The sequence below is a fragment of the Pseudomonas sp. R5-89-07 genome, from assembly GCF_003851685.1.
Classification (GTDB): domain Bacteria; phylum Pseudomonadota; class Gammaproteobacteria; order Pseudomonadales; family Pseudomonadaceae; genus Aquipseudomonas.
The window spans coordinates 2214372-2237754 of record NZ_CP027727.1 but is presented as its reverse complement, the minus strand read 5'-3'; the positions used below and the strand labels follow the sequence as shown (position 1 = coordinate 2237754).

The following is a 23383-nucleotide window of genomic DNA, read 5'->3' as shown; positions in this document are numbered from 1 at the left end:
CCGGCATGCAGGGTTTTGCTCAGTTGTTTCGTCCCTGGGGCCATCCCCTGATGCTAGGTGTTGTCTGCCTGATGGTGGCGGCCTGTTCGCGCGAGGAAGCTGTGCCGGAGCCGGCCGTAAGGTCGGTGAAAGTCGCCACCGTGCACGCCACAGGGGCCGACACCGCGCCGTTGACGGGTGTGGTTCGCCAACGCCAACGCGCTGCCCTGGCCTTTGAAGGTGCGGGCCGATTGATGGTGTTGAATGTCGACGTCGGCGATGCGGTGAAACAAGGCCAGGTGCTGGCGAGCCTGGACACGGCCGCCGTCCGGTTACGCTTGAAACAGGCGCAGGCCACTTTATTCGCTGGCGTGGCACAAGCCGGCGAGCGCAAGCGCAACAAGGTTCGCCAGCAACAGCTGTATGCCCAGGGCAGCGTCGCGGCCAGCGCTGTGGAACAAGCCGAAGCAGCCTGGCAGCAGGCCGTTGCGCAGCAGGCCGCCGATGAAGCGGCACTGGACCTGGTGCGGCGCGATCAACGCCAGGGCCAGTTGATTGCGCCATTTGACGGCCGTGTCGTGGCAAGACCCGCGCAGCTGTACAGCGAGTTGTCGGCAGGCCAAGTGGTGATGGAGCTGGAAGCCAGCGGCGCGTTGCAGGTCATCGTGCAAATCCCGGTGGAACAGGCCGCCGGCCTCAAACCTGGCGACCACGCCGTCGCAGCCGACCCGGCCGCGCCTGGTTCCACCCTGCCGCTGGTACTGGAAGGCTTGTCGACGCGTGCGCAGAACGGTCTGTTGCAAAGCGCACGCTTTCACCTGAACGCCCACGACCTCGCGCTCCCCAGCGGCATAAGCCTCAACGTGCGATTGGCGGACCCCGCTCCGCTCGCGCTGACCATTCCGATCCAGGCCCTGCGCATGGGCGGTGATGCCGGTCAGGTGCAGGTATTCGTCTATGACCCAACCCTGGGCAAGGTCGCCCAACGTGATATCACGATCGGCCTGATCGACCAGGGCCGTGTCGCCATCGACAAAGGCCTCAAGGGCGGCGAACAAGTGGTCGTCACGGGCGTCGCGTTTCTCACTGACGGCCAGCCCGTCAACCTGCTCTCGCCCTCCAGCCGTTTGAGCACATCCGAATGATCAACCTGACCCGTCACGCCTTGGGTGCGAGCCGCCTGACGCTGTTCACCGCCCTGCTGATTCTGCTGGCAGGCGTGGCAACGTTCCTGAGCTTCCCGACCCAGGAGGAACCCTCGGTGACCATCCGCGACGCACTGGTGAGTATTCAGTACCCCGGGCTGCCCAGCGAACGTGCCGAAGAACTGCTGGCGCGTCCAACGGAAGAAAAACTGCGCGAGCTGTCGCAGATCAAAAACATCGTGACCACCATCCACCCCGGCAGCGTGGTGATCCAGGTAACGGCTCGCGATGAAATCAAGGACCTCGGGGTGCTGTGGCAACAGGTACGCAATAAAGTCGCCGAAGCGGGTGCCGGCTTTCCGCCGGGCGCCCAAGGCCCGTTTGTCGACGACAATTTCGGGCGCGTCGCTGTCGCCTCCATTGCCGTCACCGCGCCGGGCTACAGCATGAGCGAGATGCGCGGGCCGTTGAAGCGCCTGCGCGATCAATTGGGGGGAATACCCGGCATTGGCCAGGTCACCTTGCACGGTATCCAAGACCAGCAGCTTTCGATTGATTTCAACCCGCAGCGCCTGGCGGGCCTGGGTTTGTCTCCCCAACAACTGTTCCAGCAATTGCAGCAACAGAATGTCCTGGCGCCAGCTGGCGTCGCCAACATTGGCGGACAGATCACCACCCTCACCGTGACCGGCGAACTGCTCAGTGTGGATCAACTGCGCGAGTTGCCCATCCAACTGCCTGATTCGAGTGGCGGCGCGCAAAGCGTACCTCTAGGTGCCATAGCGCAGGTGTCGGTGATGGCCGCCGATCCACCCCAGACCGCCGCGGTTTACCAGGGCCAGGACGCGGTGGTGCTGGCGGTGTCCATGGCTGCCGGGCAGAACATTCATCAGTTCGGCGCAGCCTTGCGCGCCCGTTTGGCGCAGCTGGAACAGCAACTGCCGCTAGGCTTTTCGGCGCATATGGTGACGTTTCAAGCCGATGTGGTCGATCAGCAAATGGCCAAAATGAAGCATGTGATGATTGAGACAGTGGTCATTGTAATGGCCGTGGTCATGCTGTTCCTGGGGTGGCGCACCGGGCTGGTGGTGGGTGCCATCGTACCGCTGACCATTCTGGGTACATTGATCGCCATGCGCATGCTGGGGGTGGAGCTGCAAACCGTGTCGATCGCCGCGATCATCCTCGCACTCGGCTTGCTGGTGGACAACGGTATTGTGATTGCCGAGGACATCGAACGCCGGTTGCAGGCCGGTGAGGAACGGCGCCAGGCCTGCGAAGAAGCCGGACGCACCCTGGCAATACCGTTGTTGACCTCATCGCTGGTGATCGTGCTGGCCTTCTCGCCGTTCTTTCTTGGCCAGACCAGCACCAATGAATACCTGCGCTCATTGGCCATCGTGCTGGCACTTACCCTGCTCGGCTCGTGGTTACTGAGCATCACGGTTACGCCCCTGCTGTGCCTGTATTTCGCCAAGGCTGCGCCCAGCGAAGCGTCAGAGGGCAACTACAACAGCAGTTTTTACCGTGGTTATCGGGCCATCATCTGCCGGGTGCTTCAACACAAGACGCTGTTTCTGATGGCCATGCTGGTGCTACTGGCCGCCGCCCTCTTCGAACTGATGCGTGTGCCCTACGACTTTCTGCCCCAGTCGGACCGGTTGCAGTTTCAGGTGCCCATCGCCCTGGAGCCCGGCAGCGGCTCGCGCAGTACCTTGCAAAGCGTGCGCGAAATCAGCCTGTGGCTGAGCAAGGAACCGCAGGTGGTCGACAGCATCGGCTACGTGGGCGATGGCGGGCCGCGTATCGTGCTGGGCCTCAACCCGCCGTTGCCGGCACCGGAAACCGCTTACTTCACCGTCAGCGTCAAGGCGGGGACGGATATCGAAGCGGTCATGGGCAATATGCGTCGCTATCTGCTCAAACAACACCCTGAGCTGCGCGCCGAGCCCAAACGGTTTTCCCTGGGAACCACCGAGGCCGGTGTCGCCATTTATCGTGTGATTGGCCCGGACGAGAACCTACTGCGCTCGCTGGCCGGCCAGATTGAGAAGGCTCTGCGTAACGTGCCGGGCACGCTGGATGTGCGCGATGACTGGAGCACACGCCTGGCGCGCTATACCGTCGAGGTCGATCAGCACCGAGCGCGCCGTGCCGGGGTGGACACCCAGGCCATTGCCCAGGCCTTGCAACTGCACTTCGGCGGCATCCAGGTATCGTCGCTGCAGGATAACGAAACCCGCGTACCCCTGGTGGTGCGCGAACCCGCTGCGACCAACCACGACTCGCCGGATCTGCGCGGCATTCTGGTCTATCCGGCCGACGGCTCGACGCCTTTGCCGCTGATGGCCATTGCACACATCGTCGCGTCCAGTGAACCCTCCACACTGATCCGCCGCAATCAGGAACGCAGCATCACCGTGGTCGGGCACAACCCTTCGCTGACTGCGACCTCCATTGTCGAGCAACTGGCGCCACAGGTGGCTGCGCTGGCCTTACCGCCGGGCTACCGCATCGAGTTGGGCGGCGAAATCGAAGACTCGGCAGACGCCAACCAGGCGCTGTTGCAGTACCTGCCCCACGCATTGATCGCCATGCTGCTGTTGTTCGTCTGGCAATTCAATTCGTTCCGCAAGCTGCTGATCGTGGTCTCAGCAATCCCCTTTGTATTGATTGGCGTTGCGGTCGCGCTGTTGATCACCGGCTACCCGTTTGGCTTCATGGCCACGTTTGGCCTGTTATCCTTGGCGGGGATCATCGTCAACAACGCCGTGTTGCTGCTGGAACGAATCGAGGCGGAAATCCACGCTGGCCTGCCGGTGTATGAGGCGGTGGTGAACGCGGCCGTGAAACGCCTGCGCCCTATCGTCATGACCAAGTTGACCTGCATCATCGGGCTGATCCCGCTGATGCTGTTTGCCGGGCCACTGTGGGAAGGCATGGCGATCACGCTGATGGGCGGGCTCGCGCTGGGAACATTGGTGACTCTGGGGTTGATCCCTGTGCTTTACGTGTCGCTGTTCAATCCAGGCACCGAGCGCCTGGCGTCAGGTAAATCGGGTAGCGAGCGCACGCCATAATCACGCGAGACAAGGGAAAAAATCGCTCTATTTTCCTATTATTTCTAGGTAATACCTTCAAACACGCAGCGTTATCATGACCCGCTAGTACCTTTGCCCGTTCAACGACAACCACCATCGAAGTGAGGGTGCGCATATGAGTCTCAAGACTTGCTGGGTTATGTGTTTTTTGCGCAAGGCCGGGATCAAGGTCCGTGCAAAAGAAAGACAAGCGGCCGGCCTGAAGGCACAGCAAATGCCGGTCCGGGGCGCGTGCAGCGTAGGCAGCCCTCACGCGCAGCTGTGCACCAGATGATGTGAGCCAACTGACAGGGTATGCTCGGCCAGAGGGGGCTTTGTTGAGATGGCACCAACTTCAGGATGAGGCTGGCCAAAGACCGTTCCCACTGCCTAAAAATGAGAGGTAGAGCATGAAACTGACAGATTTCGAGGTCCTTAGCTTCGACTGCTACGGCACACTGATCGATTGGGAAAGTGGCATATTCAATGCACTGAAGCCGCTGGTACTACGCTCGGGAAAAACCCTTACTCGCGATCAAATTCTTGAGGTGTTCGGTCGGCACGAGTCCCCGCAGCAAAAAGCCACGCCGACGGCACTGTATTCAGATATTTTGCGCAAAGTGTACGACCGTATTGCGAAAGAATGGAAAGTCGAGATCAATGAACAAGAGCGCGAGGCGTTCGGAACGTCCGTCCAGCACTGGCCACCGTTTCCCGATTCGATCAAGGCGCTCAACTACTTCAAGCAGTACCATAAGCTTGCCATCTTATCCAACATTGACCGCGGTGAATTTGAGTTCAGTAAAGAGAAACTGGGCGTTGAATTCGACTGCGTCGTAACAGCTCAAGACGTCGGTTCCTATAAACCGGACCCTAAAAACTTTGCTTACTTGACGGACGCCCTGGGGAAAATGGGGTTTGAAAAAAAATCCATTCTTCACGTCGCCGAAAGCCTGTATCACGACCACGTACCGGCCAACGCGGCTGGACTTGCGAGCTCATGGATCCATCGTCGCCACGGCAAAGAAGGCTTTGGCGCGATTCATGTACCCGCCACTGAAGCCACCTATAATTTTCGTTTTATCAGCTTGGCAAAAATGGTTGAGAGCCATAAAAAACTGATCTCGGAAAAGACAGACAGCGTGATTGTCTGATCCCCTGTCATGCAGCGAGTAAAAGCGTCATGGCCAAGCGTCAAACGTCTCATAGGAAACGAGGCCCAGGGTGAATGACTGCCCTTTCTCGATACCGAACCGATGCGGTTTCTCACTCGTCATGCTCCAAGCGATACATTTCTGCAGCGACTTGAATTTGAAACCGCGACTCCGGATTTTCCAGCGAGATGTCCAACAGTTTCTCAATGCGGGCTAAACGGTATCGCAAGGTACTGATATGCACCTCCAGCACTTTGGCAGTGTTGGCCAGTTGAAAGCCTTCGCTGGATAATGCGCATACCGTCTCCAGAAGCATGGTGCCGTTCTTTCGGTTGGCCAGCGGTTCGATCAAACGCTGAAGCAGCATCCCCCTGGCTTTTTTATCGCCCATCAAGGCCCGGGGAAACAGAACCTCGTTGAAGACATGAAGACGTCCTGGTCGCAATAGGGGCACTAACGCCGCTACATCTTCAGCTCCTTGCGCCATGCCTGAAACGCCTCGATGCACCCGGCTGACAGCCATCGCCCCCCCTTCGTGACGTAACTGCCTCCAGATCGTCTCGGGTGCAAGCGTCGCCGGGATGATGAAGCTGATCTGGTTCAGCGACACTGAAATCAACGGAGAAACACTGCTTGAAATCATTAAGTTGAAAATGCGCGCGGTTTTTTCCTTGCGCCGCTTGAAGCCTTCCAGGCTGAGCGGGATAGGTTCGTCCAACAGCACCAGGCAGATCCTGTAATCGCGGGTTTCACTCCATCCCGATACCAGTGCTCTCTCGATAGCGCTCGGCGTTTCCGGGAATTTGCCCTCCAGCAGTCCCGCAACCAGTGCATGCCCCAGCCGCGTCTCCTGATCCAGCAACTCTCGCTGATGGGAAAGATGAAGCGCCGCAATCACCGCAGAGTGTTCAAGCGCTCGGGAATGCAGTTCTTCGAATTGGTCCTTGGCGCTTTCCAGCCAAACGATGCCAGCAACCTCTCCCTGCAGCCATATCGCGCAGCCAAGCCTGAACCGCGGCCGGGTATCCGACAGGTTGATCGACAACGTCTGCGATTCATCGAAGCGATGTTCCAGGGGACGTTCGGCGATGAATTTTGCAATCAGGTCGCGCTCGAACTGCTCGTTCGTATCGATATCATGCTCGCTCAAAATATCCCCCGACGCCGAGACCACCAGCGCGGACATCTCCAGGGCGCTGGCCAGCGCACTGCCCAGACTATCGAGGTTATCGGCTTCGATGGCGGCCCGGGTCAACTTGCGATGGATCAAATCCGAGCGCTGAATGATCTCGGTTTGCAGGTTGATGATCTTGGCCAGGATCTCTTGGGTGATTTCGCTGAAAGGCACCTCCCACGGCAACTCCAACAGGGGGAAATTGCACTGCTCCGCTTGCGCGATGGTGGCTTCGGAAAAATGTTCGCGAAAATGCGGCACCGCAAGCACTACACCAGCGAGCCCCAAATCATTGAGTGTTCGCACCAGCACCCGGCTCTCCTCATCATCCCGAGGCCAGTTGTAGCCCGTCGTGAGCAGCACGTCCCCGACTTTCAACCATTGGGTGATATCGGGGTGATCGATAATATGAACCCAGGCAATTTGCCGATCCAACCCATTGGCTCCGGCCACTACGGTGGCTTGCCGCAGGATGGTCTGCTCTAGTGCGGTAGATAGTTTCATTACGTGTCCACGAGTGGAGGGTCGACTGAGGTGCGGCAACAGCACGATTACTGGTGTATCGGGCATTTCACTTTAAACCGCCCAAAGCCGCAGTAACACCTACTCAGAATAGGACAGAACCAATAGAACATCCTACTTTTTCCGCCATTCAACCTGCTTCATCACCCCTGCGCGTGCCGATGACCGTTGCCTGACACTGCCTGCCGGCGACCTGAACGGCAGGCCAACAGACACTGAACCTGAAAACCCATCTTCTTCATGCATAAAGCAGGATAAACCTTCACTTACCTGCTGCCTTTTGTAGGTGGATTGGCCATTTGACAGTTCCTATGATTGTGAAACGTAACAAAGGCCAACAGCGGGGAGCCGGTGCGGTATGAAATCCGTGCAGACTCACAATTAACTGTCAGGAGTGATGTATGACGCCATACGAAGCATTTTCCAGTGTCGACATACGAATCGGCCAAGTGATCAGAGTTGAAGTAAACGATAAAGCAAAGAAACCGGCCTATAAGTTCTGGATCGACATGGGTGAATTAGGTGTAAAAACCACCAGTGCGCAATACACCCGACTTTATTCGGCGGCGGAACTCGTGGGTGAATATGTTGTTTGCGTGGTTAATCTGGGGACGCGAAACATCGCAGGCTTTGCCTCGGAAGTACTCATGCTCGGGGCAGAAACAGCGCCCGGCGACGTCGTATTTCTTAAACCGGAACGCGCCGTCACGCCGGGACAAAAAGTATTTTAACGGCACACCGACGCCGAATGGCATCGACCTATAAAACGCTACGTCATACCGATGGCTATATTGAGAGGAAATGCAATGAAACTTACTGATTTCACTACACTGTCGTTCGATTGCTACGGCACCCTGATCGACTGGGAGACCGGCATTGTAAACGGCCTTCAGCCTTTGGCCGATCGCAGCGGCAAAGGGCTCGATCGCGAGCAGATTCTGCAGGTATTTGGCCGTCATGAGTCACCACAGCAGACCCTGACACCTGGCGCTCTGTACCCCGTCATTCTCGCTGCGGTGTATGACCGCATTGCCACGGAGTGGGCGCTTGAGCCCATCGCCGCCGAACGCGAAGCGTTCGCAACGTCAGTCAAGGACTGGCCTACATTCCCTGACTCGGCAGAAGCCCTGCGTTACCTGAAACAGCATTACAAGCTGGTTATTCTTTCCAACATCGACCGCACTGAATTCAAGTTCAGCGAAGCGAAGCTAGGGGTTGAATTCGATCATATCGTGACGGCTCAGGATGTAGGTTCCTACAAACCAAACCCGAACAACTTCACTTACATGATCGACCTGTTAGCCAAGGCCGGCATCGCGAAAAGCGACGTTCTGCACACCGCTGAAAGCCTGTACCACGACCATGTTCCAGGCAAAGCTGCCGGATTGGCGGGGGCGTGGATTCATCGCCGCCATGGCAAGGAAGGTTTCGGTGCGACTCATGTACCGGCCACCGAAGCCAAGTATGACTTCCGCTTTATCAGCATGGCGGACATGGTCGAAGCCCATAAGAAACTGGTGGGCTGATAGTCGAGCGCACTCGGCGGATGCCACGTAAACGTGGCATCAACTAAATCGCCCACTACCGCCTCACTGGCCCCTACGCATTTTATTTATTTTTTCTTTTTTTTAGATCGCCGTACTGCGCGAACTAAAGGAGTGCCGTCGCTTATTACCCAGCGCCGGCTATTTGTATCAACGGCGCCACCTTATAACTAGCGGCAGGCGCTACCTGTGCGAGTTGAACAATTAACGGAGTTTTTGGAATGAGTGATATTAATTCGAGCCCTGTTCTGGCAGCACGAGAAACTAACGTCTCTCGCGGCGTAGCATCTGCCCATCCGATCATTATCAGCCGTGCAGCCGGCAGCTATGTCTGGGATACCGATGGCAAGAAATACCTGGATTTCGTGGGAGGGATTGGCGTTTTGAACGTCGGTCATAATCACCCCGCCGTCGTCGATGCCATCAAGAAGCAAATCGACAGCTTTACCCACGTCTGCTTTCAGGTGGGCGCTTATGAACCATATGTCGAGTTGGCAGGCAAGCTGAACGCATTGATAGGCGCTGGCGAGCCCTATAAGTCCGTGTTCCTGACGACGGGTGCTGAAGCCGTGGAAAACGCCATCAAAATCGCCCGCAGCCACACCCGGCGCTCCGGGGTTATTGCCTTTCGCGGTGGCTTCCACGGCCGTACGCTTCTGGGGATCTCGCTGACCGGGTTCAGCCAACCGTACAAACAGAATTTCGGCCCTTTCGCACCTGACATCCATCACGCGACTTACCCCAATGAGTACCGCGGCGTTACGACCGAACAGGCACTTGCCTCACTTCAGGACATTTTCGACACTCAGATTTTGCCTGAGCGCGTGGCAGCTATCATTATTGAACCGGTGCTCGGCGACGGCGGTTTCGTGGCGGCCCCACCGGCGTTCATGCAAGCGCTGCGGGAACTGACTACACGTCACGGCATTGTGCTCATCTGTGATGAAATTCAAACGGGTTTTGGCCGCACCGGCAAGATGTTCGGGTTTGAGCATTCAGGCATCCAGCCCGACCTGATCACGGTTGCAAAAAGCCTGGCGGGCGGTATTCCTTTGTCCGGGGTCGTGGGTAAAGCAGACATCATGGATGCCCCTGCACCTGGCGGCTTGGGCGGTACCTACGGCGGTAATCCGTTAGGATGTGCGGCTGGCCTTGCGGTCCTGTCCATTTTCGCCAGCGAGAATCTTCTGGAGCGCAGCCAAGGTATTGGCCGGCAGTTGATGACTGGCTTCGAACGTTTAAAGAATCGCCATCCGCAGATTGGCGATGTGCGCACCCTCGGCGCGATGGCCGCGGTTGAGTTTGTCGTTGACGAAGACACCAAAGCGCCCGATAGCGACATCGCACAGAAAGTGATCGAGCAGGCGCGGTCGCGTGGGCTGCTGCTGATCAAATGCGGCGTCCACCGAAACATTGTGCGCTTTCTATGCCCACTCAACACCTCCGAGAGTGATGTCGCGGACGCATTGACTATATTTGAGCTGGCGCTGGAAGCCAGTACTTGATTCATCGCTCTCTTCGAAGCAGTAGTGAATCAGCATAAGTCGCCTCGGTTGGCGACTTTTGCATTGCAGCATCGACACCCCGTCATGCGCCGAGTGTGGCGCTCACCAGAGAGGCGAATGGAGATGCATGACCTGACCAGGCTTGACCGCATAGATATTTGCATTCTTGCCCAGCTGCAAAAGGACAGTTCGCTGACCAACGCGGCCCTTGCGGAAAGAGTCAACCTTTCACCGAGCCCTTGCTACATCAGAGTCAAACGCCTTGAGAAAAGTGGCTACATCTTGAGATATTCCGCAACCTTGAACATCGCCAAGATCGCGGACTCACTGACTATCTATTCCGAGATCGAACTGGACCAGCATCGTAAAGAGAGCTTTCAGCGATTCGAAGCCGCCATTTGCAAGTATCCCGACGTGCAGGAATGTTACATGGTGACAGGGAAAATAGATTATGTGTTGAAGCTCATCTGCAAAAGCGTTGTTGAATATCAAGCCATCATGGATGAGCTATTACAAAGCGAATGCGGCGTTGCGCGATTCCACACGTTCTTTGTGACCAAGACAGTATTTCGAAGAGAGGGCGTCGATTTACAGGCACTTCTGTAACCCGTAAATGCCTTTTCACCCTACCGGGGCATGTGAGCGTCCATCGCCTTCAACGTGCGCTTCCACAGTTCGATGTAGGCCTCTTCGGTCATGTACGCGGCGTGCGGGGTCAACGTTACATTCTGCGCATCACACCACGGGTCATTCGCCTCAATCGGCTCCTGCCAGAACACGTCAAGCGCGGCGTGCCCGACCTGGCCTGACTGCAGCGCCTGGGCAAGATCATCCTGGTCGATCAACCCGGCGCGAGCGGTGTTGATTACCAGCGCTCCAGGGCTAAGCAGGCGCAGTCCCGAAGCATTGAGAAAGCCGGCGGTATCGTCATTAAGCGCCAAGTGCAGTGAAACCACCTCTGCCCCGGCAAGCACCCGCTCTATATCCGCCTCAAAATACGCCGTATCGACCGGCGTACGATTCCACGCTGAAACGCACATGCCCAGTGCTGAGGCCATTTCGGCATAGCAGCGACCGACCTCTCCGAAACCGATCACCGCAACCTTGCGACCTTTAAGTTGCATGCCGCCCCGTGGCAGCCATACGCCGCGAACGATGTCCTTGACCATTGGCCCCAACTTCCGGGCCGCGGCAAACGTCAGCGCCATGGCATGTTCCGCCACCGCCGTACTGCCATAACCGGGCGTGGTACTCACGGCAATATTGTTAGCCTTTGCCCATTCCAGAGGAAGGTATGCACCCGCTCCGGTGCCCATGAAAACGATGGCTTTCAGATGCGGGCATGCGGCCAGGGTCTGTGCCGTAATGGCCGTGTGTTCGACCAACATGACCTGGGCGGTTTGGCACAACGCAATGACATCCACGGCAGTCGGATCGCCGACATGTATATAAGTGTCTTGCGGGATGACCAGGCGGCCAGCCTCAAACAGGACGTTAAGCTCAGGCGTACAGTCAATAAATACAGCGCTCATGAAGTGACCTCCTTTAAAAGTCACTACAGACTAAGCCGGCCACGTCAAAAAAATAACTTTAATGCTGGGTTTAAAAGCGATTTTGCATCGTCGCGAATGATGTTTCGAATAAAAAATAATAAGCAGATGCGCATAATCAAAGGGCATTGAAGTGTGTGGTTTATACCCGGTAATGCGCGCAATAAGCCATGGCCTGTTCGTCACGGCCAAACGATAACGACGTAAACATTCAAAGGGTTTGATTATGAAAGTGTTGGTGCTGGGTGCAGGTCTTGCCGGGATTCCTTCAGCCTACTATTTGGCTCGGGATGGTCATGACGTCACGGTGATTGATCGCCAGTCCGCGCCGGCTATGGAAACAAGCTTTGCAAACGGAAGCCTGCTTTGCCAGGGCCACTCTTACCCGTGGGCAAGTCCTGCAGCGCCACGCATCATGATGAAATCATTTTTTCGAAATGACCAGGCATTGCGCATTGCACCCAAGATAGACCCAAGAATGTGGTCGTGGCTCATCAAGTTTCTCTGCGAATGCCCAAGAGCGCGAGCAGACAAACACGCAGCCACCCGCCTGAGATTGGCGTCCTATTCTCAGGAGGTCATGAAGGAGGTGGTGAACGATACCCAAATCCAGTTCCATCACGTCGACAAAGGCCTTCTTTATGTCTATCGGACGCAACATTCGATGGAAGAAGGTTTGCGCCAGATGCGCGTCCTGGAGCAAGCCGGATTGAACATTGAAGTGGTGTCCGGAGCACGTGTCGCAGAGCTTGAGCCCGCACTCAAACCTGTCGCCGATAAACTGGTGGGAGGCGTTTACGTACCGTCTGACGGAACGGGCGACGCTCGGCTGTTCACCGCCGAACTGGCGCGAGTGTGTGCCGAGCGCGGGGTCAAGTTCATGTTCAACACCCAAGTGCTGGGCCTGGATATCGACAACCGAAAAGTGCGCGCCGTCAGCACATCTAAAGGGTTGATCGCTGCAGACGCTATTGTCGTTGCCATGGGGTCTTACTCATCGATTCTACTGCGCAACCATGGGGTAAAAATCGATGTGTTTCCGGTCAAAGGCTACTCCATGACCGTCCCTATCGAACGGCCTGATGAAGCCCCGACGATGGGCGGGCTGGACGAGGACAATCTGTTGGCATATTCCGTGCTGGGAGATCGCTTGCGCCTGACCGCAACGGCGGAATTCACCGGCTATGACATGAGTATTTCACGCGACGACTTTCGCTACATGACCCAGGCCGCGAAAGACCTGTTCCCCACCATTGGCGATTACTCCAAGGCTGAACTGTGGTGCGGCCTGCGCCCCGCTACACCGGACGGCAACCCGCTATTTGGCGCAACCCAAATCACCAACCTGTTCCTCAATACCGGCCACGGTTCTCAAGGATGGACCATGTCCTGCGGCAGCGGGAAGGTGACGGCCGATCTGATCGCGGGCCGCACGCCAGACCTGGACATCAGCGCGATGCTCTATCAATAAACACCGACCCTACTGCCTGTCATAGGAGAGAACTGCCGGTTTTTCCTATGCCGTATTTGTAGTTCGAATTTACCGCGCTCTCTACTCTACAGATGAGTCGACCTGGAGGTTTACCATGCCATTAGCCTTGATCGAAACCTGTCGCAAACGAACCGATGATGAAATAGAGCAACTGCTGCAGGCGGTCTACGAGGCGCAGTTGAATGCATTCAATGTGCCCGCATCAGATCGGCAGCTGCGATATGTAGAGCACAATCCCAAGTGGTTTTTTACACCACCGGACAGTTCAGAAAACTTCATTCTTATTACGATCCAATTGTTTTCGGGGCGAACAGATGTCGCCAAACAAATGCTTTACCAAGAGATCATCAAACGCCTCGGTGCCTTAGGCATACACGAGATTGATATTTTTATCGGTTTAATTGAATCACCCCGTGAAAACTGGTGCATCCGCAATGGGCGGCCGGCGCCCTAGCGACACGTTCGCGCCCGTTCAAGCACGCGGTACAGCGCGCTTGAACAGTCATTATTATTATGGAGGTAGCATGTCTTTCGTCATTGAAAACACCGAACTATTGCGCCAGATGAACTTCATCGATGGCACATGGTGCGATGCCCGGAGCAAACGTATCCTGCCGGTGCTCAACCCGGCCACTGGCGAGGTCTATGCCACCGTCCCCGACAGTGATGAGGTGGATGCCAAGGCCGCGGTTGACGCTGCGGCGGCGGCTTTCACCCATTGGAAAAAGGTACCGGCAAAACAACGCGCCAACATTCTCAAGCGCTGGAACGACCTGATCCTGGCCAATGCCCAGGACCTGGGAAAAATCATTTCCTCGGAACAGGGCAAACCCCTGGCAGAAGGTGTAGGGGAAGTGGCTTATGCGGCCAGTTACGTTGAGTGGTTCGCTGAGGAAGCGACGCGTGCCAACGGAGAGATCATTCCGTCTCCAGCCACCGGACGGCGTATGGCTGCACATAAAGAAGCCGTGGGTGTCATCGCGGCGATTACCCCCTGGAATTTCCCGGCGGCGATGATTGCCCGTAAAATCGCGCCCGCCCTGGCGGCAGGCTGTACGGTGGTGTGCAAACCGGCGGCAGAAACGCCTCTGACGTCCCTGGCCCTGGTCAAGCTGGCCGAACTGGCCGGCGTTCCTCCCGGCGTCTTGAACATCGTTGTGACCTCCAGATCCAGGAGCGTCGCGGATGTATGGTTGAATGACCCCAGGGTTCGCAAGATTACCTTTACCGGATCCACCCCCGTCGGTAAGCACCTGGCGCGGGCGTCTGCCGATACGCTTAAAAAGCTGTCATTGGAATTGGGCGGTAATGCCCCTTTCATCGTCTTCGACGATGCCGCGATTGATGACGCGATCGAAGGCTTGATGGTCGCGAAGTTCCGAAACGGCGGCCAGACCTGTGTGTGCCCCAATCGCATTTATGTGCAGGACGGCGTTTACGATGAATTCGTAGACAAGCTGACTGCACGTGTTGCAGCGCTGGTTGTTGGCCCTGCGACCAACCCGGCCTCGCAGATTGGCCCGATGATCAATGCCAAGGCCATCGAAAAGATTGAAAGTCACGTGGCTGATGCCGTCAGTCGCGGCGCGCGCGTGGCGACCGGTGGTAAACGCATCCAGTCGAAAGAGTGCGTGAGTGACACCTACTACGCACCTACCGTTTTGGTCGATGTGGATAAGGCCTCAAGGTGCTTCCTGGAAGAAACATTCGGTCCGGTCGCGCCGGTCACGCGGTTCACCACCGAGGCTGAAGTGCTGTTGTGGGCCAACGACTCCCCTTTCGGCCTCGCCTCTTACTTCTACACGACTGACCTGCGCAGGGTCACCCGGGTGGCCGAAGCACTCGAGTGCGGCATCGTAGGGATCAACGAGGGCGCCCTGGCGGCCGAAGCGGCCCCCTTTGGTGGCGTGAAAGATTCAGGTTATGGCCGCGAAGGCTCCACCCACGGTCTGGAAGAGTACATGCATATCAAATACACCTGCCAAGGCGGGCTGGACTGATCCTTCGCCCCTAACGGGCGCATTATCGACCGCCTTGCCACGCGGTCGGTAATGGCAGGCCTCTGTCCGATAAAGCCGTCATTCGCGCCCTCCCCCTCCTTCAGCGGTTTCCTGCCCGTTACGCGGTGCGGGTTCAAGTCCCGCCTGAAACCCCGCGCACAGTTTGTTTGATGCCATCCATCCGTTAAACGACTCGATAGTCATTGGAGTTTATATGCACGACGTAGATCGCCTGCTGCGCCAGGATCGTCACTGGGTTCACCCTGTCACCGCCTTACTGGAACATGAAGCGATGGGGCCCCGTATCTGGAAGTCCGCCGAGGGTATCCATCTCACCGATATTCATGGCAAACGTGTTCAGGATGCCTTCTCCGGTCTGTGGTGTGTGAATGCCGGTTATGGGCAGCAATCCATTGTGCGGGCGGCCCAGCGTCAGTTGGAAACGCTGCCCTATGCCACCGGTTATTTTCACTTCGCCAGCGAGCCGGCGATACAGCTCGCAGCCCGGCTGGCAGCGATAGCGCCTAAAGGTCTGGATCGAGTGGTGTTCGGCCAAGGTGGATCGGATGCAGTCGACACCGCTATTCGCCTGGTTCGCTACTACTTCAACGCCACCGGGCGGCCGCAAAAGAAGCAGTTCATAGGGCTGCAGCGCGGCTACCACGGCACGTCGTCCAATGGCAGCGGATTAACCGCGTTACCCTTGTTTCACCGCTATTTCGATGTGCCCACCCGTGAACAGCACCACATTCCCTCCCCTTACACCTATCGGCATCCAGAGGGCCCTGATGAACACCAGGTGCTGCACAGCACGGTCAAGGCACTGGAAGACAAAGTCGCTGAAATCGGCGCGCAGAACGTTGCTGCATTCATCTGCGAACCCATTCAAGGCTCGGGTGGGGTAATCGTTCCACCGAACGGTTTTTTAAAGGCGATGCGTGACGCGTGTGATCGCTTGGGTATTTTACTGATCGTCGACGAGGTGATCACTGGGTTCGGGCGTACTGGTCCGATGTTCGCCTGTGAATCGGAAGGAGTGAGCCCGGATTTGATGACGCTTGCCAAAGGCCTGACCTCCGGTTACGCCCCTATGGGTGCAACCTTGATTTCCGAGGAAATCTACGCCGCCATCGCCGCAGCCGGCAGTGACGGAACAGCCTTGGGCCATGGGCAAACCTACGCAGGGCACCCGGTCAGTGCTGCGATCGCGAACGCAACACTTGACCTCTATCTGGAAGGTGGCCTCCTGCAGAATGGCCAGGAGGTAGGCGCTTACTTTCAACGCAAGCTCAAGCAACTGGAGTCACTGGCTTGCGTCGGTGAGGTGCGTGGCCGTGGCATGCTGGCCGCCTTGGAATTCGTGACTGACAAACAGACCCGATCAAAGCCGCAAGCCTCCTTGCAGTTCGGACAGCAAGTGCTCAAACATGCGTTTGCCGAGGGATTGGTGTTCAGAGCCTTTTCCGACGACATCCTCGGGTTTGCACCGTCGTTGAACTACACCACGGCCGATATCGATACCCTCATCGAGATCTTGAAACATGCCATCGAGAAGACGGCCGCTCGCGTACTGTAACTGAACAGCGCAGCGCGACAGCCACACACACAAAAAGCCCAGACCGCTCGCCGGCCTGGGCTTTTTCATGCAACCGCGACGTTAGCGACGTGCTTCCTGGACGACCAGGTCAGGCACCCAGGGTTGGGATGGACTGCGTCGTTTGACGACCAGACCGGTAATCACCACCAGGGCTGCCAACCCGGCGGTGGCAAGGACTTCGCCCTGATGCGCCGGCAACGAGAGCATCACACCCAACGCGCCGACGATGAACACGATGACTGCCCAGGTCAGCCCTGGGTACAGCCACATTCTGAAACTGATGCGGTGCCCATGAGCCATCAACTTCTTGCGCATGCGCAACTGGGAGATCGCAATGACCAGGTAAACCAGCAGCGCAACCGCGCCGGAGGTGGCCAGCAGGAATGAGAACAGGCGCTCCGGTGCGAAGTAATTGATGATCGTAGTGACGCAGCCAATGGCGGTGCTTGCCATGACGGCCTGACGCGGCACCTTGGCAAGTGTCGTCGCCTTCAGGAACGCCGGCGCCTCTCCCCGCTTGGCCAAGGAAAACAGCATCCGCGACGCGGTGTAGATAGCGGAGTTCAGACAGCTGGCAACAGCAACCAATACCACGATATCGACAATGAACTTCGCGTTCGGAATGGAGAGATACTCCAGCGCTCGCTGGTACGAGCCCACGACAGCGAGAGCTGGATCATTCCACGGGACAATCGACACAATCATGAAGATCGAGACGATGTAGAACAGACCGATACGCCAGATTACCGAGTTGGTGGCGCGCGCGATCTGCTTGCTGGGGTTATGGGATTCCGCTGCCGCGATGGTGACGATTTCGGTGCCCATGAAGCTGAACATCGTCGTGAGCAACGCTCCCAATACCGGGGCATATCCGTTTGGCGCGAAGCCGCCGTTGTTGTTGATCAGCGTACCGATTCCGCTGACCGTACGATCAGGGAAACCACCCACCAGTGCGATAGCGCAAACCACGATGAACGCGATGATCGCCAGCACTTTCGCCAGGGCGAACCAGAACTCGAACTCACCGTAACGAGCCACACTGTAAAAGTTGGTCAGGGTCAGCCCGCAGGTGATGGATAGCGCAAATACCCACGTATCGATGCCAGGGAACCAGCCGTGCAATATCGCTGCAGCAGCAATGGCTTCAAGGGGAATCACCAGCACCCAGAACCACCAGTAGAGCCAGCCGATGGTAAATCCCGCCCAGGGTCCGATGGCCCGGTTTGCATAAGTGGAAAAAGAACCTGTATCCGGCGATGCAACGGCCATCTCTCCGAGCATTCTCATCACCAGCACGACAAGGGTGCCAGCAGCCAGATAGGAGAGCAGCACCGCAGGCCCTGCAGCCGCAATGGCATGGCCCGACCCGACAAAAAGCCCCGCGCCGATGACGCCCGCGATAGATAACATCGTGACATGCCGCTGTTTCAATCCAGGGGCAAGCGACGAGCCGGCCTGTCCTCCGGTCTCAATGGTTGTTTGTATCTTTGTCATTCGATTCACCGTTTTTTTTTATTAGGCAGGCTGTGAAGTTCTGGATGCACAAAGGCATCGCATTATTGTTTTATAGTTCTCCAATTAATCGAGCCTGGTTTCACTCAGGCAATAATGCGCTCGCTTTCCATGACCGGCTCCTGCTCCTTTTTTGGCGCTTCAATAGTGGCTCGCAGTTTATCGGCGAGACACTCAGCAATGTCCCACTGCCTATCCTCGGACCGACCTGTTACCCATGTCAGCTCGTTATGAATAAGTAGAGGTATAACACCCAGGTCTGTCAGGGTTCTTATCGTGGCGAGTGTTTGCACAAGTTGGCGATCACTGCCTTCACGGCAACGCTCAACCACCAGTTGCGCACTCATGATGTTGTGGTCTTCGAGCATGGCGACCCAATGCGCAATCAGCCGGGTTTGCCCAATCAGTGCAGCGGGAGACGCCACCGTGCGATAGAGCGTCTCGCCCTGTTCAGCCTGTATGACGACTATGGGTTTCAACCCACGCGCCAACATATTCAATAAAGTTGCAATGCCGTGACGAACGTTGGTCAGTTGCAACTTATCGCGATTGACAACTTCACGCAGGTTTAATTTAAGGACTGCGAATTCGCTCACACGTCATTTCCTTTCAATCATCACGCGTTCTAATTCTTTAAACACTGCAGGTGAATAAGCGAAGGCATCGCCCTATCCCGGAAAAGATGCTTCTTCACATTGTGCAAGCCTGCTCTACGCCTCAGCGCAGAATCATCGCCAGGTATTCCGCCAGGTGCATCGGTTGTCGGCCACTGACGTTGCGTATTTGCCCACGGCAGCTGAACCCATCGGCCACGACCCGGGCGTTCTCGGGCAATTTATCCAGGTGCGGCTTGAACTCCTGCTCACCGATGATCTTGGCGATGGGTGCACTTTTTTGATGGTAGCCATAGGCCCCGGCGACCCCGCAACAGCCTGCAGGGATGATCCCGCCCTTATCACCCAACTGCTTGAGTACCGATTGCTCGGCGCCGAGCCCGCCACACGACTTTTGGTGGCAGTGCCCATGGATCCGAACGTCTTCCTCGATTTTCGGCAGTTCAATGCTGTGGTTTTGAATCAGCTCGCTCAGCGTCACCAACGATTTCGTCAGCTGCGTTGCCCTGGCGTCATTCGGAAAAAGCCCAGGCATTTCGTCCCTGAACACCGACAGGCAACTGGGCTCAAGGACGACAACCGGAATACCGGCGCTTAGGGGCTGCTCCAGCTGCGTCAAAATCGCCTCAAGATTGGCTTTGGCCTGGTCCAGCATGCCCACATCGTAGTAGGGCCGCCCACAGCAGATATGCCGCTGCATGAGCTTGACGTGAAAGCCGAGTTTTTCCAGCACCTGGACCCCGGCCTCCAGGATTGCCGGCGTGAACCCGTTGTTGAAACTGTCGACCCAGAGCAGGACATCCGTCGTCGAGACATCGTCCTTATGTTGACGCAAGCGCCTGGCGGTCTTGCTTGCCCTGAAGCTCTGTTTGGCAATCCGCGGAAACTTGACGCCCGGTGCCAGGCCAAACAGCGCCCCTGCGGTCCTGAACAAAGAGTTGCCCATGGCGTAGTTGAGGATGGGTGAAACCTTGGTGGCAACGGGCAGCCACTCGCCTATGCGCCCGATCATGGCGTCCATCAGCGATCGAGTGTTCTGCTGGTAGTGTCGATACAGGAATTCAGTCTTATAACGCGCGATGTCGACATTGGTCGGGCAGTCCGACTTGCAGCCCTTGCAGCTGAGGCACAGGTCAAGGGAGTCCTTAATGTCCTTGTTATTCCAGTCATCCTGGATCACATCGCCTTTGAGCAACTCGAAGAACAAACGCGCACGGCCCCGCGTGGAGTAACGCTCTTCCTTGGTTGCGCGGTAGCTGGGGCACATCGTCCCGCCTTCCGGTGATCGGCACTTGCCCATGCCGATGCAGCGCTCGGTCTCCCTGGCAAACCCTTTGTCACCCAGCCGCGCGTCATAGGTGAACAAACTGCTGACGTCCTTACGCGTGTAGTCCGGCCCCATGCGCAGATTGGCATCCACCGGCATGGCGTGGATCAGTTTGCCGGGGTTCATTTTATTCAGGGGGTCCCAGATCGCCTTGAAATCGGCGAGGGCCTGCATGATGGTTTCACCGTACATGATAGGCAGATATTCGCCTTTGGCCTGGCCATCACCATGCTCACCAGACAGCGATCCGCCATAGCGAACCACCAGATGCGCGGCCTCATCCAGAAAAGCCCGCCAGGTATCGACGCCATTTTGTGACTTCAGGTCGAAGGTAATACGCGAATGGATACAGCCGTCTCCGAAGTGGCCATACAAGTTGGTCTTGTAGCCATAGCCGGCAACCATCCGGGAAAATTCGCGCAGATACTGGCCCAGCAAATGGGGCTCAACGGCGGCGTCTTCCCAACCAACCGTGGGGTCGGGCTCGTTGGGGTCAAGCCCCAGAGAGGTAGCGGATGCGCCGGTTTCCCGAATGGTCCAGATGCGGTTCATCAACGCCGCATCCGTGACCAGTCGCACACTGGGATGACCCGGCAATGATGCAGCGATGTCCCGTGCCCGTGTCGCCGCAGCCAATACATCCGCATCGTTCATGGCACCGAACTCGACCATCAGCCAGGCATTGCCTGTCGGCAGTTCAGCAATATCATCGACCTTCATGCCGCGCTCAAGCAGCCCGCCGATGATGCCATCGTCCAACCCTTCCATGGCAATGGGTGCCAGCGGAAGTAACTGGGGAACGGAGTCGGCCGCCAGGAAAATATCCTCGTAGCCAAAGACCACCAGCAAGCGATGAGTCGGGTTTGTGACCAGCAGCGTCTCAGCCTGCAGTACTGTCACACAGGTGCCTTCCACACCAACCAATGCGCGCGCAATGTTGAAGCCATTTTCCGGCAACAGTTGGTCGACGTTATAACCGGACACCCTGCGCTTGAGTGTCGGGAAAATCCTGCGGATGTCGTCCCCGTACTGATCAGCCAGAGCCTTGAGCCCACGCACGATTTGCGCGCGCCTGCCGCCTGCCGCCAGATGCTCCTGGTACTGCGCCTCGTTTGTCGGGCCTACCCAGAAGCGCTCGCCGTCATAAGTGAGGATTTCCAGGCGCTCCACATTTTCGACCGTTTTGCCGGCCATGACCGAATGCGCACCACAGGAGTTATTGCCGATCATGCCACCTAAGGTGCAACGGCTGTGGGTGGCCGGGTCAGGCCCGAAGGTCAACCCATGTTTGGCCGCGGCCGTCTTGAGCTGGTCACAGATAACGCCTGGCTCTACGCGGGCAATCCGCCGCTGGGCATCAATGTCGATGATGCGGTTCAGGTATTTGGACGTGTCGATGATGACCGCCGCGTTTACCGATTGGCCACACATGGAAGTGCCCGCACCGCGCGGCAGCAGTGGCAGGTTTGCCTCCCGGCATAAGCGCATCGCAGTGACGACATCCTCAATGGATTTGGGTATTACCACGCCGATAGGCAATTGACGGTAGTTGGATGCCTCCGAAGCGTACACCGCGCGAGTGGCCGCATCGAAGCGAATCTGCGCGGTCGTTTGTGCCTCCAGTTGCGAGCGAAGCTTCATCAGCACGTTCAGATCAATGACGGATGCGGCGGTACTGGAGGTCATAAGGTTGCCTATTGTTATATCAGCGGCTACGCACTGGGTGACGACTGGTGTCGCGCCGGCGCCGGACGGCGTCTTCAGCGATGATTCATCCTATGCATTGCCGGGCGGCGGCTCCACGGTTGAAAAGTAGGAACGAAACGATCTTCTCTCCTGCTTCAGGTGTGAGCCCGACCAGTCGCGCAAAGCAACCCGCCCACCAGCGAACAGGCATTATTTGGGTTGGCGATACCCCAGCATGACGCCGAGGAAGCTGAAAGCAGCAGCGAACATTACATAAAAGGCAGGCGCGGTTGCGGTGCCCGTCGCTTGAATCAACCACGTCAAAATCAACGAAGCGAAGCCGCCAAACGTCATTACCGCCAGGTTGTAGGCCACCGACAGTCCCGTTGAAAGCACTTTGGTCGGGAACGTTTCGGACAGTGCCGCCAATATCGGCCCCGTGTAGGTCGCGATCAGCAGCCCGAACACCGCCTGGAAGATGCACAGTGTCTGCAATGACGGCTGCGAAACGATCATGGAAAACAGCGGCCAGGCCAACACCAGCATCACCGCAGACGCCCCGCCCAACAGCCACTTGCGCCCCACTTTGTCTGACAGCCAACCGGTAATCGGCGAACATATAGAGATCACCGCCCCACCGACGATCGCGGCCATGAAGGATGCCGATTGCGGCAGTTGCAACACCCTCACCGAGTAGGTCGGCATATAGAACAGGATCACGTAAATGCACACCGTCCACAGCACCACCATGGCGAAGCTGGCGAAGGCCTGTTTGGGATACTCTCGAATAACGTCCTTGAAGGGCGTCTCGGATTTATCCCCCTCTTCCAGGAACGCGGGCGACTCATCCAGATTACGGCGAATGAAATAACCAATGGGACCAATCAACAAACCGAACAGAAACGGAATACGCCAGCCCCAGCTCTCGACCTGTTCAGGGCTCAGGTTGAGGGTAATGCCCGTGCCGAAACAGGCCCCCACCAGCACGGCAAAACCGATGCTGGTCTGGATCCAGCTGGAGTAGTAGGCCTTTTTACCCGCCGGAGCATGTTCGGTCAGGTACGCCGTGGCGGTGCCCATTTCGCCGCCCGCCGATACCCCCTGCAGCAATCTGGCAAATACGATAATGCACGGTGCCGCCATGCCAATTTGCGAGTAAGTCGGTGCCAGCCCGATAAGGGCTGTGCCTATCCCCATCAGAATGATGGTCAGGGACAACGCCCCTTTTCTTCCGTAACGATCCGAATAGATACCGATGAGTACTCCACCCACGGGCCGCACCAAAAAGCCGACGCCGAAAGTGGCGGCAGAGAGCATCAGCGAAGTGACGTCGTTGCCGGTGGGGAAAAATAGCTTGCCGATGGTGATGGCAAAGAAGCCGTACACCATAAAGTCAAACCACTCAAAACCATTGCCCAATACGGTGGCCACAATGGCCTTGCGACGCATCGAGCCGTGTGCCTGGGAATGGACTGCTAGCGGTGCTGTAGTCATGACGCCTC

At 57.1% G+C, this 23383-nt stretch carries 17 protein-coding genes; 11 read left to right on the top strand and 6 right to left on the bottom strand.

Annotated elements, in window-relative coordinates:
• Nucleotides 1–5 precede the first annotated feature (5 nt).
• The 3 genes from C4J94_RS10355 (at nt 6) to C4J94_RS10345 (ending at nt 5358) form a co-directional block, all read left to right on the top strand.
• Nucleotides 6–1124: an efflux RND transporter periplasmic adaptor subunit gene (locus C4J94_RS10355; protein WP_124386055.1), complete on the top strand. Its 1119-nt coding sequence runs from the start codon at nt 6–8 to the stop codon at nt 1122–1124.
• Complete coding sequence (locus tag C4J94_RS10350) at nt 1121–4204, top strand: efflux RND transporter permease subunit (RefSeq protein WP_124386054.1); 3084 nt, start codon at nt 1121–1123, stop codon at nt 4202–4204. The genes C4J94_RS10355 and C4J94_RS10350 overlap by 4 nt, the downstream gene beginning before the upstream one ends.
• Nucleotides 4205–4614: 410 nt before the next feature.
• Nucleotides 4615–5358, top strand: a complete 744-nt coding sequence (locus C4J94_RS10345; RefSeq protein WP_124386053.1) for a haloacid dehalogenase type II — start codon at nt 4615–4617, stop codon at nt 5356–5358.
• Nucleotides 5359–5470: 112 nt separating this feature from the next.
• Here the strand turns inward: C4J94_RS10345 and C4J94_RS10340 are convergent, their stop codons facing one another.
• Nucleotides 5471–7036: a PucR family transcriptional regulator gene (locus C4J94_RS10340; RefSeq protein ID WP_124386052.1), complete on the bottom strand. Its 1566-nt coding sequence runs from the start codon at nt 7034–7036 to the stop codon at nt 5471–5473.
• A gap of 419 nt (nt 7037–7455) precedes the next feature.
• Between C4J94_RS10340 and C4J94_RS10335 the strand changes: the two genes are divergently transcribed.
• The 4 genes from C4J94_RS10335 (at nt 7456) to C4J94_RS10320 (ending at nt 10709) form a co-directional block, all read left to right on the top strand.
• On the top strand, nt 7456–7785 hold the full coding sequence (locus C4J94_RS10335) for a tRNA-binding protein (RefSeq protein WP_124386051.1): 330 nt from the start codon (nt 7456–7458) through the stop codon (nt 7783–7785).
• Between the two features lie 75 nt (nt 7786–7860).
• Nucleotides 7861–8580, top strand: coding sequence for a haloacid dehalogenase type II (locus C4J94_RS10330; protein WP_124386050.1), 720 nt, complete (start codon nt 7861–7863; stop codon nt 8578–8580).
• Nucleotides 8581–8819: 239 nt separating this feature from the next.
• Nucleotides 8820–10103 (top strand): 4-aminobutyrate--2-oxoglutarate transaminase, encoded by a 1284-nt coding sequence (gene gabT / locus C4J94_RS10325; RefSeq protein WP_124386049.1) that lies wholly within the window; start codon nt 8820–8822, stop codon nt 10101–10103.
• Nucleotides 10104–10226: 123 nt separating this feature from the next.
• Entirely contained in the window at nt 10227–10709 is a 483-nt protein-coding gene (locus C4J94_RS10320; protein WP_124386048.1) for an Lrp/AsnC family transcriptional regulator, read from the top strand.
• Between the two features lie 20 nt (nt 10710–10729).
• On the opposite strand, the gene C4J94_RS10315 is transcribed toward C4J94_RS10320, so the two are convergent.
• Complete coding sequence (locus C4J94_RS10315) at nt 10730–11635, bottom strand: 2-hydroxyacid dehydrogenase (RefSeq protein WP_124386047.1); 906 nt, start codon at nt 11633–11635, stop codon at nt 10730–10732.
• A gap of 244 nt (nt 11636–11879) precedes the next feature.
• Between C4J94_RS10315 and C4J94_RS10310 the strand changes: the two genes are divergently transcribed.
• The 4 genes from C4J94_RS10310 to C4J94_RS10295 all read left to right on the top strand — a co-directional run bounded on the left by C4J94_RS10310 (nt 11880) and on the right by C4J94_RS10295 (nt 16721).
• Complete coding sequence (locus C4J94_RS10310; RefSeq protein WP_124386046.1) at nt 11880–13124, top strand: D-amino acid dehydrogenase; 1245 nt, start codon at nt 11880–11882, stop codon at nt 13122–13124.
• A gap of 115 nt (nt 13125–13239) precedes the next feature.
• Nucleotides 13240–13599, top strand: coding sequence for a tautomerase family protein (locus tag C4J94_RS10305; RefSeq protein WP_124386045.1), 360 nt, complete (start codon nt 13240–13242; stop codon nt 13597–13599).
• A 70-nt stretch (nt 13600–13669) separates the two neighbouring features.
• Nucleotides 13670–15145, top strand: coding sequence for an NAD-dependent succinate-semialdehyde dehydrogenase (locus tag C4J94_RS10300; RefSeq protein WP_124386044.1), 1476 nt, complete (start codon nt 13670–13672; stop codon nt 15143–15145).
• Nucleotides 15146–15359: 214 nt separating this feature from the next.
• Nucleotides 15360–16721 carry an aminotransferase class III-fold pyridoxal phosphate-dependent enzyme gene (locus C4J94_RS10295; RefSeq protein ID WP_124386043.1) on the top strand — a complete coding sequence of 454 codons (1362 nt, stop codon included), beginning with the start codon at nt 15360–15362 and terminating at the stop codon, nt 16719–16721.
• A gap of 81 nt (nt 16722–16802) precedes the next feature.
• Here the strand turns inward: C4J94_RS10295 and gabP are convergent, their stop codons facing one another.
• From gabP to C4J94_RS10275, 4 genes are all read right to left on the bottom strand, one after another.
• Entirely contained in the window at nt 16803–18236 is a 1434-nt protein-coding gene (gene gabP / locus C4J94_RS10290) for a GABA permease (RefSeq protein ID WP_124386042.1), read from the bottom strand.
• A 104-nt stretch (nt 18237–18340) separates the two neighbouring features.
• Complete coding sequence (locus tag C4J94_RS10285; protein ID WP_124386041.1) at nt 18341–18850, bottom strand: hypothetical protein; 510 nt, start codon at nt 18848–18850, stop codon at nt 18341–18343.
• A 121-nt stretch (nt 18851–18971) separates the two neighbouring features.
• Nucleotides 18972–21881: an FAD-binding and (Fe-S)-binding domain-containing protein gene (locus C4J94_RS10280; RefSeq protein ID WP_124386040.1), complete on the bottom strand. Its 2910-nt coding sequence runs from the start codon at nt 21879–21881 to the stop codon at nt 18972–18974.
• 210 nt (nt 21882–22091) lie between these two features.
• The gene (locus tag C4J94_RS10275; RefSeq protein WP_218566819.1) at nt 22092–23375 is read right to left on the bottom strand and encodes an MFS transporter; all 1284 of its coding nucleotides are present in this window, start codon (nt 23373–23375) and stop codon (nt 22092–22094) included.
• Nucleotides 23376–23383 lie beyond the last annotated feature (8 nt).

Bases quoted from the DNA above. Each gene is read 5' to 3' on its own strand.
- C4J94_RS10280 (WP_124386040.1), bottom strand. From the start codon at position 21,881: ATGACCTCCAGTACCGCCGCATCCGTCATTGATCTGAACGTGCTGATG.
- C4J94_RS10315 (WP_124386047.1), bottom strand. From the start codon at position 11,635: ATGAGCGCTGTATTTATTGACTGTACGCCTGAGCTTAACGTCCTGTTT.
- C4J94_RS10310 (WP_124386046.1), top strand. From the start codon at position 11,880: ATGAAAGTGTTGGTGCTGGGTGCAGGTCTTGCCGGGATTCCTTCAGCC.
- C4J94_RS10295 (WP_124386043.1), top strand. From the start codon at position 15,360: ATGCACGACGTAGATCGCCTGCTGCGCCAGGATCGTCACTGGGTTCAC.
- C4J94_RS10350 (WP_124386054.1), top strand. From the start codon at position 1,121: ATGATCAACCTGACCCGTCACGCCTTGGGTGCGAGCCGCCTGACGCTG.
- C4J94_RS10330 (WP_124386050.1), top strand. From the start codon at position 7,861: ATGAAACTTACTGATTTCACTACACTGTCGTTCGATTGCTACGGCACC.
- C4J94_RS10320 (WP_124386048.1), top strand. From the start codon at position 10,227: ATGCATGACCTGACCAGGCTTGACCGCATAGATATTTGCATTCTTGCC.
- gabP (WP_124386042.1), bottom strand. From the start codon at position 18,236: ATGACAAAGATACAAACAACCATTGAGACCGGAGGACAGGCCGGCTCG.
- C4J94_RS10355 (WP_124386055.1), top strand. From the start codon at position 6: ATGCAGGGTTTTGCTCAGTTGTTTCGTCCCTGGGGCCATCCCCTGATG.
- gabT (WP_124386049.1), top strand. From the start codon at position 8,820: ATGAGTGATATTAATTCGAGCCCTGTTCTGGCAGCACGAGAAACTAAC.
- C4J94_RS10275 (WP_218566819.1), bottom strand. From the start codon at position 23,375: ATGACTACAGCACCGCTAGCAGTCCATTCCCAGGCACACGGCTCGATG.
- C4J94_RS10305 (WP_124386045.1), top strand. From the start codon at position 13,240: ATGCCATTAGCCTTGATCGAAACCTGTCGCAAACGAACCGATGATGAA.
- C4J94_RS10300 (WP_124386044.1), top strand. From the start codon at position 13,670: ATGTCTTTCGTCATTGAAAACACCGAACTATTGCGCCAGATGAACTTC.
- C4J94_RS10335 (WP_124386051.1), top strand. From the start codon at position 7,456: ATGACGCCATACGAAGCATTTTCCAGTGTCGACATACGAATCGGCCAA.
- C4J94_RS10345 (WP_124386053.1), top strand. From the start codon at position 4,615: ATGAAACTGACAGATTTCGAGGTCCTTAGCTTCGACTGCTACGGCACA.
- C4J94_RS10340 (WP_124386052.1), bottom strand. From the start codon at position 7,036: ATGAAACTATCTACCGCACTAGAGCAGACCATCCTGCGGCAAGCCACC.